We start from the raw sequence: 15805 nt of genomic DNA on the forward strand, positions 1-15805 counted from the left end.
AAACGACGCGACGCTCGTCTGTTTCGAGCATCTTGCGGCGTATTGGTTTCATAAGAGGTATAGCCGATTTCCCCAGCGCCCGGAACTCATACGCCGATCAAGTGTTTGAGCGGATGGTAGCCAGTTTTCATCTTCGCAGCGACGTCGAGAATGGCCTGTTCGATGCCGTTCAGGTGCAGGCAAGTCAATTCGATCGCCGCGCTTTGATCCCCGGCTTCGATGTACTCGAGCAGGCGCAGGTGCTCGTCATCGCGGCAGGCTTCGTGACTGTCATCATCCAGCGCGGCGACGTACAGCGAGGCGCGGGAGATGAGTTTCTGGAACCAGTCGAGCAGCACCGGGTTGTTCAGGCTGCGCGCCAGTTTGATGTGGAACTCGCCGAGCAGATGAATCAGCCGCTCGTGGTCGCCGGCGGCGTGGGCTTGATCTTCCAGCAGCAGATGCGCGCGCAAGTCCTGCATCGCGGCGAGGTCCTTGCGCCGGCACAGTTCGGTGACGATACCGATCTCGATCAGGCGCCGGGTTTCGAACAGCGAGCGGATCTCTTCGTTGCTGGGCAGCGACACCGAAGCCCCCTTGTTCGGTTCGGTGGTAACCAGTCCGTCAGCCTCCAGTTGCTTGAGCGCGGCGCGCACCGACGTGCGGCTGACATTGAATAACTCGGCCAGTGAGGCCTCGCCCAGTTTCATGCCAGGGCGCAACGAACGCTTGCAGATCGCCTCGTAAACCCCTTGGTAGACGCGGTCGACCGTGGTTTCCGGTTTCTTGTCGGTCATACGAACACTCCTTTGGCATCGGGCAACCCTCCCCTGGCGATCGCTGGCCAAGAAATAAGAGGGAGGGTGCACACGCCTATTGTCTTTATTTGCGTCTGTGAGCGTCGCGCAGAATATCGCCTTCGGCGGCAAGATGCAGGGTCTTGATTGCACGTTGAGTACGGATCGTTGATCGGGGCTGCGTCGATTTGCCAGTCTGCTCGTTGCAAGCAGGAACGCAAGCGCCAGGGGGGATGAGCGGGTCGGGACTGTCGCCCGATGAACGACAGAGGAGCACATTCCCCTTGCAGGAGCGGGCTGGCTTGCGAAAGCGCTGTGTCAGTCAGGCCAAATGCCTCTGACAGACCGCCTTCGCGAGCAAGCCCGCGCCCACAAAAGTTTCAGGTCGTCAGTCAGTGCCGTACTTCGGCGAACGCGGCCCATACAGCAGACCTGCCGGGTGGCCGGCCGACAACAGACGATTACTCGCCACACCGGCAATCGGGTAACCGGCATCGGTGGAGCTGTTGATCACCTGCTTCACTGCGGCCATGATCAGCATGCCGATCAAACCACCGGCGTTGCCGTTGTTACCCTCTTCACTCGACGCCCGGGCCGTGCCGGTCCACAGCGTGGTACCGGACTTCAGGTCGACCAGTTTCGCCGTCGCGGTCACGGCGGTTTCACTGCTGATCACCCGGTAACGCGTGCCGTATTCGGTCACGTTGATGTACAGCGCCGCGTCCGCACCGAAGATTTCCTTCAGCTTGTTCGGCGGTGCCTGATGGATGTCATCCGGCGTGGTCAGGCCGTTCTGGCGGAAGGTTTCGTCCACCAGCGCGATCGGCAGCACGTAGTAACCGGCCTCGGCCAGCGGAAACGTCACTTGCGACAACAGGCTGTACGACGCTTTCACGTCGGGCGAGGTGTTCAGCGGCGGCAGCACCAGAATGGTCTTGGGACGTGCCTGTTTATACGCCGAATAGTCGACGGTTTTCGGCGCGACACAGCCACCGAGTACGGTCAGGGCCAAGCCGGCGGCCAGCAGCTTCAGAGCACGCTTGATCATTGGGCGTCTCCGGTCTTGGCGTTTTTAAGCAGAAAGTCCATGTAGGTGCCCGACTCCGGGAACAAGGCTTTCTCGGTGCGCAACTGCTGCACCATCTGATCGTCCTTGCCCATGCTCAGGTACAACAGGCCCAGATGCGCGTGGTAACCCGGCGGTACGGCTCTGCCACTGGCGCGGATCTTTTGCAGATCGGCTTCCAGCGCTTCGGCCTGCGCTTCTTTTGGTGTTTCGCTTTTGAAGTATTCGTAAACCTGCGGCTGGTAGCCTTCCCACTGGTACAGGGTTTGCGGACTGCTGCAACCGACCAGCAAGGCGCTGGCGGCCAGCGTCAGGACCAAACGCGGTCGAGACAGAAAAACATTCATTGTTGATGCTCCTTGCAATGGGTTTCGATCAGTTGGCCGGTTTCCAGGCACCAGCGTTCATGCCATCGACCAGACGATTGATCGCCTCGCGCATGGCCAGATCAAGGACTTTGCCGTTGAGGGTGGAGTCGTACGCAGCAGTGCCGCCGAAACCGATGATTTCACGGTTGGACAAGGCGTATTCGCCGGCGCCCTGAGTCGAATACACCACTTCGGAAGTGCTGATGTTGACGATGTTCAGGTTGACCTTGGCGTAAGCGACCTGGGTCTTGCCACGGCCGAGAATGCCGAACAACTGGTGATCGCCCGTCTCTTTACGACCGAACTCGGTGACATCACCGGTAACCACGTAATCGGCACCCTTCAGACGCTGGGCCTGGCCCTTGATCGCCGCTTCCTGCTGGATCTCGCCCATGTTGTCGCGATCCAGCACGCTGAAGCGGTTGGTCTGCTGCAAGTGCGTGATCAGGATGGTCTTGGCCTGGCCGCCGAGACGGTCGACGCCATCGGAGAAGATGCCGCGCATGTAGCTCGAGCGGTTGTCGAACTTGCCCACGGCCATCGGTACGCGGACGCCGGTCCAGACCTGAGTGGCGCTTTCGACCTTGGCCACCGGCAGTGCACGGGAGCTTTCGGTAGCACAACCGGCAAGGGTGCCCAGCACGGCAATCGCAACGCCTGAGACCAACATCCGGGAGATCATTCTCACTGAGTATTCCTTCTTGAAAAACGGTGTGTCCCGGCACGGTAACGCGCTGGGCAGCGGAAAGGGGCGGCATTATGACAAAGTGCCATCATTGAAGACAGGTTTTTTTGACGCCAATGAATTAGCCGTCCGGGATCAGTGGAAATCGCGGCTCTGCACGCGGATGCCGTTGAGTAGCGGGCTGAGGTCGCTCAGGCGGCCGGCGATCAGGTGGCGCACTTCGCCTTCGCGCTCCCAGCGGCCATCGACCCTGAGCAATTGCGAGCCCACCAGCACCTGGCGCTGGCGCTCGGCGAGGTCGCGCCAGACCACCACGTTGACGTTGCCGAACTCATCTTCCAGGGTGACGAAGGTCACGCCGCTGGCGGTACCCGGTCGTTGACGACCGGTGACCAGGCCCGCGACGCTGACCGGGCGACCATGCTCGATGTCCAGCAACTCCCGTGAACTGCGGCAGCGCCGGGCCTTGAGTTCGCCACGTAACAGCGCCAGTGGATGCGGGCCCAACGTGGTGCCGACCGTGGCGTAATCGGCATGAAGGTCCTCGCCCACACTCGGCTTGGGCAACACCACATCGGACTCCTCCTGACTCGGCAAACCGGCAAACAAGCCGAGCTGCTTCTGCACTCCGGCCACTTCCCAGCGGGCGCGATGACGATGCCCCGCCAATCCGCGCAATGCCCCGGAATCGGCCAGCAACGCCTGCGCCCGGCTGTCGAGCGCGGCACGCTCGCCCAGGTCGGCGACATCGGCAAACGCCCCGCGCGTGCGCGCCACCTCGATGCGCCGGGCATCGTCCTCGCGAAAGCCCTTGATCATGCGCAGGCCCATGCGGATCGCCGGCTGGGCTGCCGTGGTCGATTCCAGGCTGCAATCCCAGTCACTGGCGCGCACGTCCACCGGGCGGATCTGCAACTGATGGCGACGCGCATCCTGAAGGATCTGGTCCGGGCTATAGAAACCCATCGGCCAACTGTTGATCAGGGCACAGGCGAACGCCGCCGGTTCATGGCACTTGAGCCAGCAACTGGCGTAGGTCAGCAGGGCGAAACTGGCAGCGTGGGATTCGGGAAAGCCGTAGCTGCCAAAACCCTTGATCTGCTCGAAAATCTGCGCGGCGAATTCCGGCGTGTAACCGTTTTTCTGCATGCCGGCAGCGAGACGTTCCTTGTGCGGTTCCAGTCCGCCGTGGCGTTTCCACGCCGCCATCGAGCGGCGCAACTGGTCGGCCTCGCCGGGGCTGTAATCGGCGGCCACGATGGCGATCTGCATGACCTGTTCCTGAAACAGTGGCACGCCGAGGGTACGCTCCAGCACCACTTTGAGCTCCGGTGATGGATAGGTTTCCGCTTCTTCCTTGTTCCGCCGACGCAGGTACGGATGGACCATCCCGCCCTGAATCGGTCCCGGACGGACGATCGCCACCTCGATCACCAGATCGTAGAACCTGGCCGGTTTCAGCCGCGGCAGCATCGACATCTGCGCCCGGGACTCGATCTGGAACACGCCGATGGTGTCGGCACGGCTGATCATGTCGTAGGTCGGTTTGTCTTCGGCCGGGATCGTCGCCAGGCTCAGGTCCAGGTGGCGATGACGACGCAGCAGGTCGAAACAGCGACGGATCGCACTGAGCATGCCAAGGGCGAGGATATCGACCTTGAGCAACCCGACGGCATCGAGGTCGTCCTTGTCCCACTGAATGATCGTGCGCTCGGCCATTGCCGCATTCTCCACCGGCACCAGCGTGTCCAGCGGCTGCTCGGAAATCACGAAGCCGCCGGGGTGCTGCGACAGGTGCCGGGGGAAGCCGATCAGTTGCCCGGTCAGGCTCAGCACCCGACGCAGCACCGGGCTGTCCGGATCAAAGCCACCTTCGAGCAAACGCGCCACTGGCGGCGTTTCATCGCTCCAGTGACCGCAGCAATCGGCCAGCGCGTTGATCTGATCCGGCGGCAGGCCGAGGGCCTTGGCCACATCGCGCACCGCTCCCGCCGCGTGATAGGTACTGACCACCGCCGTCAACGCCGCACGACGGCGGCCATACCGACGGAACACGTATTGCAGCACTTCTTCACGGCGCTCGTGCTCGAAATCGACGTCGATGTCCGGCGGCTCGTTGCGCTCCTTCGACATGAAGCGTTCGAACAGCAGCGTGGTGCGGTCCGGGTCGATTTCGGTGATGCCCAAGGCAAAACACACCGCCGAGTTGGCTGCCGAACCCCGGCCCTGACAGAGGATCTTTTGCTTGCGGGCGAAACGCACCACGTCGTGCACGGTGAGGAAGTAGCTTTCGTAGCCGAGTTCGGCGATCAGTTTCAGCTCGTCATTGATCTGCTTCAGCACTTTGGCTTGCGGCCCTTGCGGCCAGCGCCAGGCGATGCCTTCTTCGGTCAGCTGCCGAAGCCAGGAACTGGCGCTGTGCCCCTCCGGCACCAGCTCTTTCGGGTACTGATAGCGCAATTCGCCCAGATCGAACGTGCAGCGCCGGGCCAGTTGCACTGAGGCGTCCAGCAATGCCTGCGGATACAGCTCACGCAGCACATCGAGGCTGCGCAGATGACGCTCGCCGTTGGGGTGCAGGCGCAACCCGGCCTCGGCCACGGGGACGTGATGGCGAATCGCGGTCATGGTGTCCTGCAAGGCCCGCCGGCCACGGGCGTGCATGTGCACGTCGCCGCTGGCCACGGCGGCAATCTGCAGTTGATCGGCCAGACTCAGCAGTGCCGCCAGCCGACGCGGGTCGTCCTGCCCGCGATGCAACTGCACCGCCAGAAACAGACGCTCGCCAAAGGTCTGTTTCAACCAGCGCCCCTCATCCAGGTCATCCACGGTGTCCGGCACCCACACCGTGAGCAATCCCGGCAACGGCTCGCTGAAATCCTCGCGCAGCACCTGGTACTGGCCCTTCTGCGTACGCCGCCGCGCCTGGGTGATCAAGCCGCACAGGGCCTGATACCCCGCAAGGTTCTCCACCAGCAGCACCAGTTTCGGGCCGTTGTCGATGCGGATTTCGCTGCCGATGATCAGCGGCAGTTCGACCGACTTCGCTGCCTGCCAGGCGCGGACGATCCCGGCCAGGGTGCACTCGTCGGTGATCGCCAGCGCTTGATAACCGTGTTTTTTTGCCCGCTGAAACAGCTCAAGCGCACTGGAGGCACCGCGCTGGAAACTGAAGTTCGACAGGCAGTGCAACTCGGCATAGCCGTGGCTCATGCAAACCAGCCCTGCAGCCACAACGGGCCGCCCTCACCCACCGCCCGGTAGGCCCAGCCCTGCTGACCGGCGCGGTTCTGGATCAAGTAGTAATCGCGGCGCACGTCGTCGCCGTCCCACCAGCCGGATTCGATGCGCTCCGGCCCCATGAGAATCCGCGCCGAACCTTCGGGCACGCTTTGCGGCTCGCCGAGCAACCAGCCCGGACGATGAACCCTCGGCAAGCCGGTGCAACGTTGTTTGTCGACAGCATTCTGCCAGGCACATTCGGGCCGGTGATCGGCCTGAAAGCGCAGCCCCTGCACCGCGTCATCGCCCAGCCGTGCGCGCAGGCGTTCGCGCAATTGCTCCCAGGGCAAGGTCTGCTGCGGGCGATCGTCGAACAGCTCCTGAAACTGCGGCACGAAACTCGGCAGATCCTCGGCGCGCAAGCGGAAACCGCGTACCGGCGCCTCGACCTGCACGTGTTCCAGCCGGCCTCGGGCCAGCTCGAAGAGCATCGCCGGATCGCGCTCGGCACTGAGCAGACCGACCTTGATCACGGTGTCCGGCAGCCCGCCGTGTTCCAGGTGCAGGTCGAAGCGCTGCACGCCGCTGTCACGTCCGCAGAGGAACGCCGAGAGGTCGCCGGTCAGACGACGCAACGGGAACAGCAGCGCCTGATGGGACTGCACGTCGAAATTCAGCTCGATGCGCACATCGAAACGATCCGGCGGCAGGTAGAACGCCAGCGCCAGCGGACGCGCGCCGAACAGGGTGTCGAGGTGTTTGAGCATCGACGCTTCGAAGCGCCGGGCCAGGGCCTGACGTGGCAGGCTCTGCACCTGACTGAGCGTACGCAAGCCCATGCGCGATAACGCCGTGGCCACGCCCGGCTCCAGGCCCACGCGGTCAATGGGTAACTGGCCGAGGTGATGCTGCAAGGCCTCGCCGTCCGGCACCACCAAACCGTCGTAGGCATTGGCCAGCACCCGCGCCGCCACCGGGTTGGGCGCGGCCACGATGCGGTGACAAAAACCCAGGTCGCTCAGTTCCTTGCGCAGCCGCGCCTCGAATTGCGTCCAGGTGCCAAACAAGCCCAGGCTCGATTCGATCTCGAACACCACCGTGCGCGGGTAATGCACGCTGACCTGCGCGCTGAAGCGGTAGGCCCACGCGGCAAGAAACTGCTGCCAGTGCTCGACCTCGGCGACATCGTAATCCGCCGTGGCAAAACCCTTGCTCAGGGCTTGGGCGGCGGTCATCGACTGGCCGGGACGCAAACCGAGTTTACGTGCCGCCGGATTGACCGCCTGCAGCACCCGGCGCTGGGCCGGGCCGCTGAGCAACACCAACGGTTCATCGGGCTCGGGACGCTGACGCAGCACCGCGTCGAGGGCCAATTGCGGAAACAGAATACAGACCCAGCGCATGGCGACCTCAATGCCCCACGGCAAAGGCAATCGGCGCCGAACGCGCCAGCCCGCCGCGGCATTTGAGCACGCGCAACTGGGCCGGTCTGGCGTCGATGGCAATGCGCAACGCCGCCGGCGACGGGTTGACCGCTTCGCTCAACGGGCGCCAGGCAAAGGCCAGGGTCTGGCCGGTTTCCGCCGCCACCTGCAAACGCCGCAATGCGCGGTCATCGGCCTTGTGCGGCCAGCACAGCACCGCGCCGCAACTGCCTGAACGCAGGCATTGTTCCGCCGCCCACAAGGCCTCGCGCTCGCTGGCCTGGATTACCGACAACTGGCGCAGATCCACCCCCGCGCTTTCCCACGCCTGCGGGTACGGCACGAACGGCGGTGCCACCAGCACAATGCGCTCGCCCGCCGCCGAAAGCCGCGCCAGTGTTGGCCAGACCAGTTGCAACTCGCCAACCCCCGGGCCGGCCAGGAGGATTTCGCTCAGCGCCGCTTCCGGCCAGCCGCCGCTGGGCAAGGCCGCGTCCAGCGCGGCATGCCCGGTGGGTTGCGGGCTGGTAGCCGGGGGCGCAGGCCGACCCTTCCAGACCTGGCCGCCATTGAACAGCGTATCCAGCGCAACGACGACGCCCATCAGCCTTGCCTCACCAGACCGCAGAACACCCCTTCGATGGCCAGGTCCTGATCGTCGCGCACGACAATCGGCTGATACGCCGGGTTGCGCGGCAGCAACCGCACCACCGCGCCGACCCGTTCGAAGCGTTTGATCGTGACTTCACCGTCGAGCCGCGCCACCACAATCTGGCCGTTGAGCGCCTCGGGATTGCGCCGCACGCCAACCAGATCGCCATCGAGGATGCCGTCCTCGATCATCGAGTCGCCCTGCACCCGCAGCATGTAGTCGGGAGTGCGGGAGAACAGCGCCGGGTCGAGCAGCAAACGGCTGTGGACCTCGGCATCGGCACCGATCGGCGCACCGGCAGCGACCCGGCCGAGCACGGGAATCTCGAGCAGTTCCGGGCGCGCCGGTTGCCCGAGCAGGCGAATGCCCCGGGCCTGATGCGGATTGACCTCGATAAACCCGGCGTCGGTGAGCGCCAGCACATGCTTGCGCGCCACACTGCGCGAGGCAAAACCAAAAGCCTCGCTGATTTCAGCGAGGCTTGGGGACTGACCGTGTTCGGCGATGCGTTCGCGGATAAAGGTCAGGATGGCGGTACGGCGAGGCGTCAGTGTCTTCATGGAGTACATTTGTACTCCTGTAGGATTTTACTGACAAGCACCGCCAGTCGGCCTGCGGCAGTTCCTGTGTGTCGTGGGGAGCAACCCGCCCGTGCCCGGCCAGCAAATCCCTCTGAAAAAAACCTGCTCCCAGCCTTTGATTGGGGTGAACCCACTCGGTAGTTGTTACAGGATGTTTACAATTTTTTTACTAATGTTCTTCTACAGTTACACGCGCAATTGCGTGGCGGTCTTTTTTGCAGAGGAATGTTTGACATGGCTTTGGGCAACGGACTGCGTTTACCGTCCATCACTCCTACCCGACTGGTGCTGTTGTTTTCCCTGGCGCTGGTGGCGCTGTATAACCTGGCGACCTGGAAGGCGCTGGGCACGTTGATTACCCTGCAAGGCGCGCACAAACTGGCGTTTTTCGCCTCCTTCGGGCTGTTTTTGTGGGCGGCCATCACCCTGCTGCTGACCCTGGTGTCGTTTCGCTGGACGCTGAAACCGGCGCTGACCGTGGTCGCCCTGCTCTCGGCCTGCGCGGCGTATTTCATGAACGAATACGGGATCACCATCGACACGGTGATGATCCAGAACGTGTTCGAAACCAACCCCGACGAAGCCACCGCGCTGTTCAACGGCAAGCTGCTGACTTACGTGCTGTTGCTCGGCGTGCTGCCGGCCGTGCTGATCTGGCGCTGGCCGGTGAGCTATCGGCCGTTCTTTCGCGGCCTGCTCAACAAGGTGCTGGTGATCATCGCCTGCGTGCTGGTGATCGCGGCTTCCGTGGGCACGTTTTATTCGACCTACGCACCGATCTTTCGCCAGGAAGACAAGCTCACCCACTTCATCAACCCGACCAACTACATCTACGCCATCAGCAAATACACCCAACAACGCCTGGGCATCAAAAAGCACTTCGTGGTGCAGGCCATCGGCGAAGACGCGGTGATGAGCGCCAAGGTTGCGGCCCGCGAGAAGAAATCACTGATGGTGTTTGTGGTCGGGGAAACGGCGCGTGCCGACCATTTCTCGCTCAACGGTTATGCGCGAGAGACCAACCCCGAACTGAGCAAACTGGACATCCTCAACTTCACCCAGGTGCATTCCTGCGGCACCTCGACGGCGGTGTCGGTGCCGTGCATGTTCTCGAAGTTCCCCCGTGAGGATTACAGCGACAAGAAAGGCAAAACCTACGAAGGCCTGCTCGATATCCTGCAGCGGGCCGGCGTGCAGGTGCTGTGGCTGGACAACAACAGCGACTGCAAGGGCACCTGCCTGCGCGTCCCCCATCGCGATATTTCGAAGCATCAGCCGGGACCGTTCTGCGATGGCAATAATTGCCTCGACGAAGCGCTGCTGGCGGATCTGCAAAGCTACATCGACAGCCTCAAGGGCCACGCGATCATCGTTCTGCATGCCGACGGCAGCCACGGCCCCGAGTACTACGAGCGCTATCCGAAGGAAATGGAACGCTTCACACCGATCTGCCACACCAACCAGTTGGGCAGTTGCAGCCGCGATGAACTGGTGAACGTGTACGACAACACCATCCTCTACACCGACCATTTCCTCGCCAAGGTCATCGAGTTGCTCAAGCGCAATCAGGACACGCTGGAGACCTCGATGCTGTACGTTTCCGACCACGGTGAATCGCTGGGTGAAAACGGCCTGTACCTGCACGCCGCGCCATATGCACTGGCGCCCGAAGCGCAGACCCATGTGCCGATGGTGATGTGGTTTGGCAAGGGTACGCTCGCCAGCGAAGGAATTGATCGCAGCTGCCTGCAAGGCAAGACCGGGCAGGCGGATCTGAGCCATGACAACCTGTTCCATTCGGTGCTGGGGTTGTTTGACGTGAAGACCTCGCTGTATCAGCCAGGGCTGGATGTTTTCCATGGCTGCCGGCCGGCGATGACGGCTGCGCAGTAACCCGAACACCGAAGTCTCTGTGGCAGCTGGCCGCCAGCTCCCACAGGCAACGCAGTGTTCTCAAGGGGTGAGCTGTGCCAGGTAGTCCCACGGATAGATTCCGCGCTGGTGCCCATCGCTGAACACCAGTTGCACGCCGTAGCCCTGCGGGTTGATCTCGATCAGGCGAACCCGGTCATCGACCCGCGGGGTCATCCCTTTCAGGCGAAACGCACGGCACTGCGAGCACGGGCACTGGCGGCGCAGTTCGACATGATTGAGCACCGATTCACGCCCGTCCGGCCAACTCAGGCGCAAGGTCTGCGCGCTTTGCGAATTGCCCACCGACAGCGGCTTCATTGCAACTGACTCAAGGCAATCCGCACCGCTTTGCGCACTTCCGGGTCACCGTCGTCCTGCGCCGCCTGCAATGCCGCCACCGCCCCGCGATCATTCAACTCACCGAGGGCCAGCGCGGCTTCCTTGCGCAGGTTGCTGATGCGGTGGCCGAGGGTCTCGATCAAGGTGTCCAGAGCCGGTGCAAAACGCAGGCGACCGAGGCTGCGAGTGGCGCGCAGGCGTACTTGCCAGTAGTCATCGTTCAAGGCTTCGATCAACGCCGGACCGGCATCGCTGTGGCCGACCTTGCCCAGGGTGGTGGCCGCCTCTTCTCGCACTTGCCAGGCGTGGTCCTGCAAGGCCTCGCGCAAGGCCGGCAGCACCTCGGCGCCAGAGGCCAGACCGAGGGCACCAGTGGCGGCGCGGCGCACTTCGGTGTCCGGGTCGGCGCTGGCCAGGCGTGCCAGCGCCGGCAGCGCGTCGAGTTGCTTGAGCCAGCCGAGCACGCCGACCGCTTCGCGGCGCACATTGGCGTCGGCGTCGTCGAGTGCCGCAACCGCAGCAGGCGCGGCGGCGGCGAAACGCAATTCGCGCAGGGCGCGGAACGCGGCAATCCGTACACTGACTTGCGCATGACCGGTCCACGGCAGAATCACCCGCCCCGCCGCTTCGCTCTTGAGCAGGCTCAGGCTTTGCGCTGCCGCTGTTTGTACGGCCGGCGACGGATCGGTCAGGGCCTGACACAACGCCGCCACCACAGGCTCATCTTCCCAGGCTTCCAGCAGTCGCGCGGCTTCAGCGCGGACTTCTTCAGCCGGATCATCGGTCAGCCTTTCGACCAGCCACAGCAAGCCGTCCGGCTCTTCCAGATCAGCCAGATCAATCAGCGCAATGCGCCGCACACCGGCATCGTCAGCGGTCAGGCGCGGTTGCAGGGCGAGAATGTACGGGTTATCGGTCACAGCAAAAAATGAGGTCATAGGGCAAATCGCGGCAAGGGGTTTTCGGGAGGCAGGCCGAGCGGATTAAGGCGCGGCAGCGGGCGGTCGTTGTCGTGGCGCAACAGATCAAGGCAGTGGCGCTTGAGGCGTGAAAACTCGGCGCTGGTCACCAGTTCAGTGGTACGCGGTCGCGGGAAGTCCAGACGCAAGTCTTCGATGATTCGTCCCGGTCGCGCACTCATCACCAGCAAGCGGTCGGCGAGGAACAGTGCCTCGTCGATGTCGTGAGTGACGAACACCACGGTGGTGCGGATGCGCGTCCAGATGTCCAGCAACAGTTCCTGCATATTCAGGCGGGTCAAGGCATCCAATGCACCGAAGGGTTCGTCCATCAACAACAGACGCGGGCGATTGATCAGCACCCGGGCGATTTCCACCCGTTGCTGCATGCCGCCCGAGAGCTGATCGGGCCAACGTTCGGCAAACCCGTCGAGGCCCACCAGTTTGAGAATGTCGTCAGCGGCGCGGTGGCGTTCAGCCTTGCCGATGCCGCGCATCTTCAGGCCGAAGGCAACGTTGTCGCGCACCGTGCGCCACGGAAACAGCGTGTGATGCTGGAACACCATGCCGCGTTGCGGCGACGGCCCGGATACCTCGCTGCCATCGACTTTGAGACTGCCGGCATGCGCACTCAAGTGCCCGGCGAGTGCGCCGAGCAAGGTCGACTTGCCACAACCGGACGGGCCAAGAATGCACACAAACTGGCCGGGCTCGATCTGGCAATCCAGCCCTTGCACGGCTTCGAACGCGTGTTGGCCTTCGCCAAGAACGATCGACAACTGACGAATATCGATCCGCCCTTCCGGGGTTTGCATTGCGCTCATCAGGCTTTTCCTCGTGGTCGGTGCCAGGGCGTGAACAGCCCGCCGAGGCGTTTGATCAGCAGGCTGCTGCCCATGCCCAGCACGCCGATCAGCAGCATGCCGACGACGATGTCGGCGTAGTTCTGAATGGTGTAGGACTCCCAGGTGTAGTAACCGATGCCGAACTGGCCGGAGATCATTTCCGCCGTCACCAGACAAAACCACGAGGTGCCCATGCCGATCGCCAGGCCGGTGATGATGCTCGGCGCGGCCCCCGGCAGAACCACTTCGCGCAAGATCGCCCGGCGCCCTGCCCCGAGGCTTTTCGCCGAGGCGATCAGCCGTGGATCGACGCCTTCGACACCGTGCACGGTGTTGAGCAGGATCGGGAACAGTGCGCCGGTGAAGGTGATGAACACCATCGACAGTTCCGACGACGGAAACATCAGGATCGCCAGCGGAATCCACGCCACCGCCGGGATCGGCCGCAGCACTTCCAGCGGTGGCAGCAACAGGTCCTCAGCCCATTTCGAGCGGCCGATGGCCAGGCCCAGCGCGATGCCGATGAGCAATGCCGCGAGGTAGCCGGCGAACACGCGGCTCAGACTGGCAGTCAGGTGCTGGAGCAACTTGCCGGAGTCGCCCAGGCCCAGCGCCGCGTCGATCACCGCCAGCGGGGTTGGCACGTTGGCGAAAGTGACCAGGCCAAGGTTCCAGTGGTGGCTGGCGGCGAGTTGCCAGAACAGCAGGCAGAGCAGCAGGGAGGCGGCTCTTGATATCCAGCGTAGAGTCGATGATTTCATGGCGCGGGTTTCCAGTTCCGGGTCTGCTTGATGGCTGAGATTTAGCCCCCCTCACCCCAGCCCTCTCCCCCAAGGGGGCGAGGGGGAAAGGGAGCCGACTTCATGCTTTTTCAAACCTGGGTTCGGCTCAATAGGGAGTCGATGTTTGCGCTTTTCAAAACCTGGGGTCGGCTCGATAACGAACCCATCCTCAGGCTTTTCAAACCTGAGTTCGGCTCGGTATTTCAGGTCGGTGTACCTTGCCCAAACACCTCGGTCAGTCCCCTCTCCCTCTGGGAGAGGGCTAGGGTGAGGGGCTTTTGATCTTCAACTAGCGGGCAGCGACTGCTTGGGTGGTGGCGTCAGTGAAATCGAGTACCTTGCCACCCTGCGCTGTCGCATATTGCTGAGCCTGGCCCTTGAGCAGAAACGCACTCAACCGCCCTTTGGCATCACTGGCAAACCACGCCTGATCGGCCAACAGCTTGATCCCGCTGTCACTGGCCTGGGCATACACCGCCCGGATGTTTTTGCCTTCCTGTTTCAAAGCGGCCAACGCGGTGAAGGCGGATTCGGCGGAGGCGTACTGGCGCACCTTGTCTTCACCGCGCACCCAGATTTCGGCGACGTGACTGAAGTCGGAGATGGCTTTGCCGGTCGTGGCGTCCACGGCTTTCAACGGGGTCTGCGCGTAGTTGGCAAGTTGCGCGGCGTAGTCCAGATTCGCCGCCTTGAACGCGGCACGGATGTATTGATCGTCGATAAAGGTATTCAGATCGAGGCCGCGATCAGCCTTCTTCAGTAGCTTGAGGGTGTCGATGGCCGTACCCACCGCCTGACGGTATTCCGGTTTCCAGCTCAGATCGCGGGTCTGCACACCCAGAGGGCCGTGGAACAGGTAATTGACCTCGGCATCGACGCCCGTGACCTTGGCAATCAGTTCGCTGTACTTCTCCGGCTCGGCGGCAAGCAACCGATTGGCCTCGATACTCGCGCGCAGGTAAGCGATGACGATCTCCGGGTACTTTTTCGCGTAGGCCTTATCCACCAGCGCACCATGGAAGGTCGGCGCATTGGCCTGGGCACCGTCGTAGATCTTGCGGGCAAAACCACGGCTGGGGAACAGTTCGGCGAACGGCACGAAATCGGCGTGAGCGTCGATCTTGCCGGCCTGCAACGCGGAGCCCGCGACTTCCGGTGGCTGGGCGATGATGTTCACGTCCTTGAGCGGGTCCCAGCCCTGCTCCGCCACCGCGCGCAGCAACATGCCGTGGGCCGTCGAGGCGAATGGCACCGAAATGGTCTTGCCCTTGAGTTCACTCAGCGACTGCACCCCGGACGCGCTCGGCACGACGATGCCGTTGCCGCTGCCCTTGATGCTGCCCGACAACACGCTGATGAACAGGCTGTGCTTACCGGCGGTTTCGAAAGCCACGCCGTTGAACGCCCCAGGGAAATCGGCCATGGCGCCAAAGTCGAGCTTGCCGGCGACCATCTCGTTGGTCAGCGGCGCACCGCTGGTGAAGTTCTTCCACTGCACGTCATATTTCGCGTCTTTGTAGGCGCCGTCGTGGGGCAGGTATTTGTCGAGCAGGCCGAGCTCACGAATCAACAGGCCGCCGGCGGCGCAGTTGATGGTGGTGTCCTGCGTGCCGATGGCGATGCGGATGGTTTCGGCCGAGGCCGCCAAGCTGAACGAAGCCAGTACCAGACCGGCGATTGCTGCACGCAACATGGTTGTTTCCCCTCGAATCATTGATTGGTTGTTCGTCTCCGCCGCGATCAGGGCGCGGTGGGAAACGAGGGGGTTTCGGTGATTCCAGCGTCCGGGTGTTCCGGGTAGCTTTTATGTAGTCCAGGCGGGCCTCATCGCTGGCAAGCCAGCTCCCACAGGTTTCTCGGGCGTTTGCAAAACTGATGTCCCACTGCAAATCCCTGTGGGAGCTGGCTTGCCTGCGATGAGGCCCTATCAGTCAACGCAATAAATAGGGAATGTCGACTTTCACCGCACCGGTCGGGCAGTCCTTTTCACAGGGCATGCAGTACCAGCATTCATCGAACGCCATGTAGGCCTTTTGCGTGGCCGGGTTGATCGCCAGCAGGTCCATCGGGCAGACGTCGACGCACACCGTGCAGCCCTTTTCGGCGATGCATTTGTCCTCGTCCACAGTGACCGGGGCGTTGGAGCGGAAGAAGATTTCCTGGGCTTGATAGGCCATGGTTCGGACTCTCTC

General features: G+C 62.8%; 15 protein-coding genes. 1 reads left to right on the top strand and 14 read right to left on the bottom strand.

Features of this window, described 5'->3' with window-relative positions; all coding sequences use genetic code 11:
* Positions 1–86: 86 nt before the first annotated feature.
* The 8 genes from PseuLF5_RS05050 to lexA form a co-directional block, all read right to left on the bottom strand.
* Complete coding sequence (locus PseuLF5_RS05050; RefSeq protein ID WP_340133072.1) at positions 87–776, bottom strand: GntR family transcriptional regulator; 690 nt, start codon at positions 774–776, stop codon at positions 87–89.
* Positions 777–1164: 388 nt separating this feature from the next.
* Entirely contained in the window at positions 1165–1824 is a 660-nt protein-coding gene (locus PseuLF5_RS05055; protein WP_340133073.1) for a DUF799 domain-containing protein, read from the bottom strand.
* The gene (locus tag PseuLF5_RS05060; RefSeq protein WP_340133074.1) at positions 1821–2189 is read right to left on the bottom strand and encodes a DUF4810 domain-containing protein; all 369 of its coding nucleotides are present in this window, start codon (positions 2187–2189) and stop codon (positions 1821–1823) included. Before PseuLF5_RS05060 ends, PseuLF5_RS05055 begins: the two co-directional genes overlap by 4 nt.
* Positions 2190–2217: 28 nt before the next feature.
* Complete coding sequence (locus tag PseuLF5_RS05065; protein ID WP_340133276.1) at positions 2218–2892, bottom strand: CsgG/HfaB family protein; 675 nt, start codon at positions 2890–2892, stop codon at positions 2218–2220.
* A gap of 138 nt (positions 2893–3030) precedes the next feature.
* Positions 3031–6129: an error-prone DNA polymerase gene (locus tag PseuLF5_RS05070; protein ID WP_340133075.1), complete on the bottom strand. Its 3099-nt coding sequence runs from the start codon at positions 6127–6129 to the stop codon at positions 3031–3033.
* Positions 6105–7520 carry a Y-family DNA polymerase gene (locus PseuLF5_RS05075; RefSeq protein ID WP_340133076.1) on the bottom strand — a complete coding sequence of 472 codons (1416 nt, stop codon included), beginning with the start codon at positions 7518–7520 and terminating at the stop codon, positions 6105–6107. Before PseuLF5_RS05075 ends, PseuLF5_RS05070 begins: the two co-directional genes overlap by 25 nt.
* Positions 7521–7527: 7 nt before the next feature.
* Positions 7528–8145 (bottom strand): translesion DNA synthesis-associated protein ImuA, encoded by a 618-nt coding sequence (gene imuA / locus PseuLF5_RS05080; RefSeq protein ID WP_340133077.1) that lies wholly within the window; start codon positions 8143–8145, stop codon positions 7528–7530.
* The gene (gene lexA, locus PseuLF5_RS05085; protein ID WP_123468154.1) at positions 8145–8762 is read right to left on the bottom strand and encodes a transcriptional repressor LexA; all 618 of its coding nucleotides are present in this window, start codon (positions 8760–8762) and stop codon (positions 8145–8147) included. Before lexA ends, imuA begins: the two co-directional genes overlap by 1 nt.
* Positions 8763–9008: 246 nt before the next feature.
* Between lexA and PseuLF5_RS05090 the strand changes: the two genes are divergently transcribed.
* Positions 9009–10667 (top strand): phosphoethanolamine transferase, encoded by a 1659-nt coding sequence (locus PseuLF5_RS05090; RefSeq protein WP_340133078.1) that lies wholly within the window; start codon positions 9009–9011, stop codon positions 10665–10667.
* Positions 10668–10727: 60 nt separating this feature from the next.
* Here the strand turns inward: PseuLF5_RS05090 and PseuLF5_RS05095 are convergent, their stop codons facing one another.
* The 6 genes from PseuLF5_RS05095 to PseuLF5_RS05120 all read right to left on the bottom strand — a co-directional run bounded on the left by PseuLF5_RS05095 (position 10728) and on the right by PseuLF5_RS05120 (position 15790).
* Entirely contained in the window at positions 10728–11006 is a 279-nt protein-coding gene (locus PseuLF5_RS05095; protein WP_340133079.1) for a DUF971 domain-containing protein, read from the bottom strand.
* Positions 11003–11965, bottom strand: a complete 963-nt coding sequence (locus PseuLF5_RS05100; RefSeq protein ID WP_340133080.1) for a HEAT repeat domain-containing protein — start codon at positions 11963–11965, stop codon at positions 11003–11005. The genes PseuLF5_RS05095 and PseuLF5_RS05100 overlap by 4 nt, the downstream gene beginning before the upstream one ends.
* Complete coding sequence (locus PseuLF5_RS05105) at positions 11962–12810, bottom strand: ABC transporter ATP-binding protein (RefSeq protein WP_128614985.1); 849 nt, start codon at positions 12808–12810, stop codon at positions 11962–11964. The genes PseuLF5_RS05100 and PseuLF5_RS05105 overlap by 4 nt, the downstream gene beginning before the upstream one ends.
* A complete protein-coding gene (locus PseuLF5_RS05110; protein WP_123468143.1) occupies positions 12810–13592 on the bottom strand; it encodes an ABC transporter permease in 783 nt (260 codons plus the stop codon). The genes PseuLF5_RS05105 and PseuLF5_RS05110 overlap by 1 nt, the downstream gene beginning before the upstream one ends.
* Before the next feature lie 310 nt (positions 13593–13902).
* On the bottom strand, positions 13903–15306 hold the full coding sequence (locus PseuLF5_RS05115) for an ABC transporter substrate-binding protein (RefSeq protein ID WP_340133081.1): 1404 nt from the start codon (positions 15304–15306) through the stop codon (positions 13903–13905).
* 238 nt (positions 15307–15544) lie between these two features.
* Positions 15545–15790 (bottom strand): 4Fe-4S dicluster domain-containing protein, encoded by a 246-nt coding sequence (locus tag PseuLF5_RS05120; RefSeq protein WP_003225615.1) that lies wholly within the window; start codon positions 15788–15790, stop codon positions 15545–15547.
* Between the last annotated feature and the right edge of the window lie 15 nt (positions 15791–15805).

This window comes from Pseudomonas sp. LF-5, from assembly GCF_037626295.1.
GTDB lineage: Bacteria > Pseudomonadota > Gammaproteobacteria > Pseudomonadales > Pseudomonadaceae > Aquipseudomonas > Aquipseudomonas monsensis.

Bases quoted from the DNA above. Each gene is read 5' to 3' on its own strand.
- PseuLF5_RS05050 (WP_340133072.1), bottom strand. From the start codon at position 776: ATGACCGACAAGAAACCGGAAACCACGGTCGACCGCGTCTACCAAGGG.
- PseuLF5_RS05055 (WP_340133073.1), bottom strand. From the start codon at position 1,824: ATGATCAAGCGTGCTCTGAAGCTGCTGGCCGCCGGCTTGGCCCTGACC.
- PseuLF5_RS05060 (WP_340133074.1), bottom strand. From the start codon at position 2,189: ATGAATGTTTTTCTGTCTCGACCGCGTTTGGTCCTGACGCTGGCCGCC.
- PseuLF5_RS05065 (WP_340133276.1), bottom strand. From the start codon at position 2,892: ATGATCTCCCGGATGTTGGTCTCAGGCGTTGCGATTGCCGTGCTGGGC.
- PseuLF5_RS05075 (WP_340133076.1), bottom strand. From the start codon at position 7,520: ATGCGCTGGGTCTGTATTCTGTTTCCGCAATTGGCCCTCGACGCGGTG.
- imuA (WP_340133077.1), bottom strand. From the start codon at position 8,145: ATGGGCGTCGTCGTTGCGCTGGATACGCTGTTCAATGGCGGCCAGGTC.
- lexA (WP_123468154.1), bottom strand. From the start codon at position 8,762: ATGTACTCCATGAAGACACTGACGCCTCGCCGTACCGCCATCCTGACC.
- PseuLF5_RS05090 (WP_340133078.1), top strand. From the start codon at position 9,009: ATGGCTTTGGGCAACGGACTGCGTTTACCGTCCATCACTCCTACCCGA.
- PseuLF5_RS05095 (WP_340133079.1), bottom strand. From the start codon at position 11,006: ATGAAGCCGCTGTCGGTGGGCAATTCGCAAAGCGCGCAGACCTTGCGC.
- PseuLF5_RS05100 (WP_340133080.1), bottom strand. From the start codon at position 11,965: ATGACCTCATTTTTTGCTGTGACCGATAACCCGTACATTCTCGCCCTG.
- PseuLF5_RS05105 (WP_128614985.1), bottom strand. From the start codon at position 12,810: ATGAGCGCAATGCAAACCCCGGAAGGGCGGATCGATATTCGTCAGTTG.
- PseuLF5_RS05110 (WP_123468143.1), bottom strand. From the start codon at position 13,592: ATGAAATCATCGACTCTACGCTGGATATCAAGAGCCGCCTCCCTGCTG.
- PseuLF5_RS05115 (WP_340133081.1), bottom strand. From the start codon at position 15,306: ATGTTGCGTGCAGCAATCGCCGGTCTGGTACTGGCTTCGTTCAGCTTG.
- PseuLF5_RS05120 (WP_003225615.1), bottom strand. From the start codon at position 15,790: ATGGCCTATCAAGCCCAGGAAATCTTCTTCCGCTCCAACGCCCCGGTC.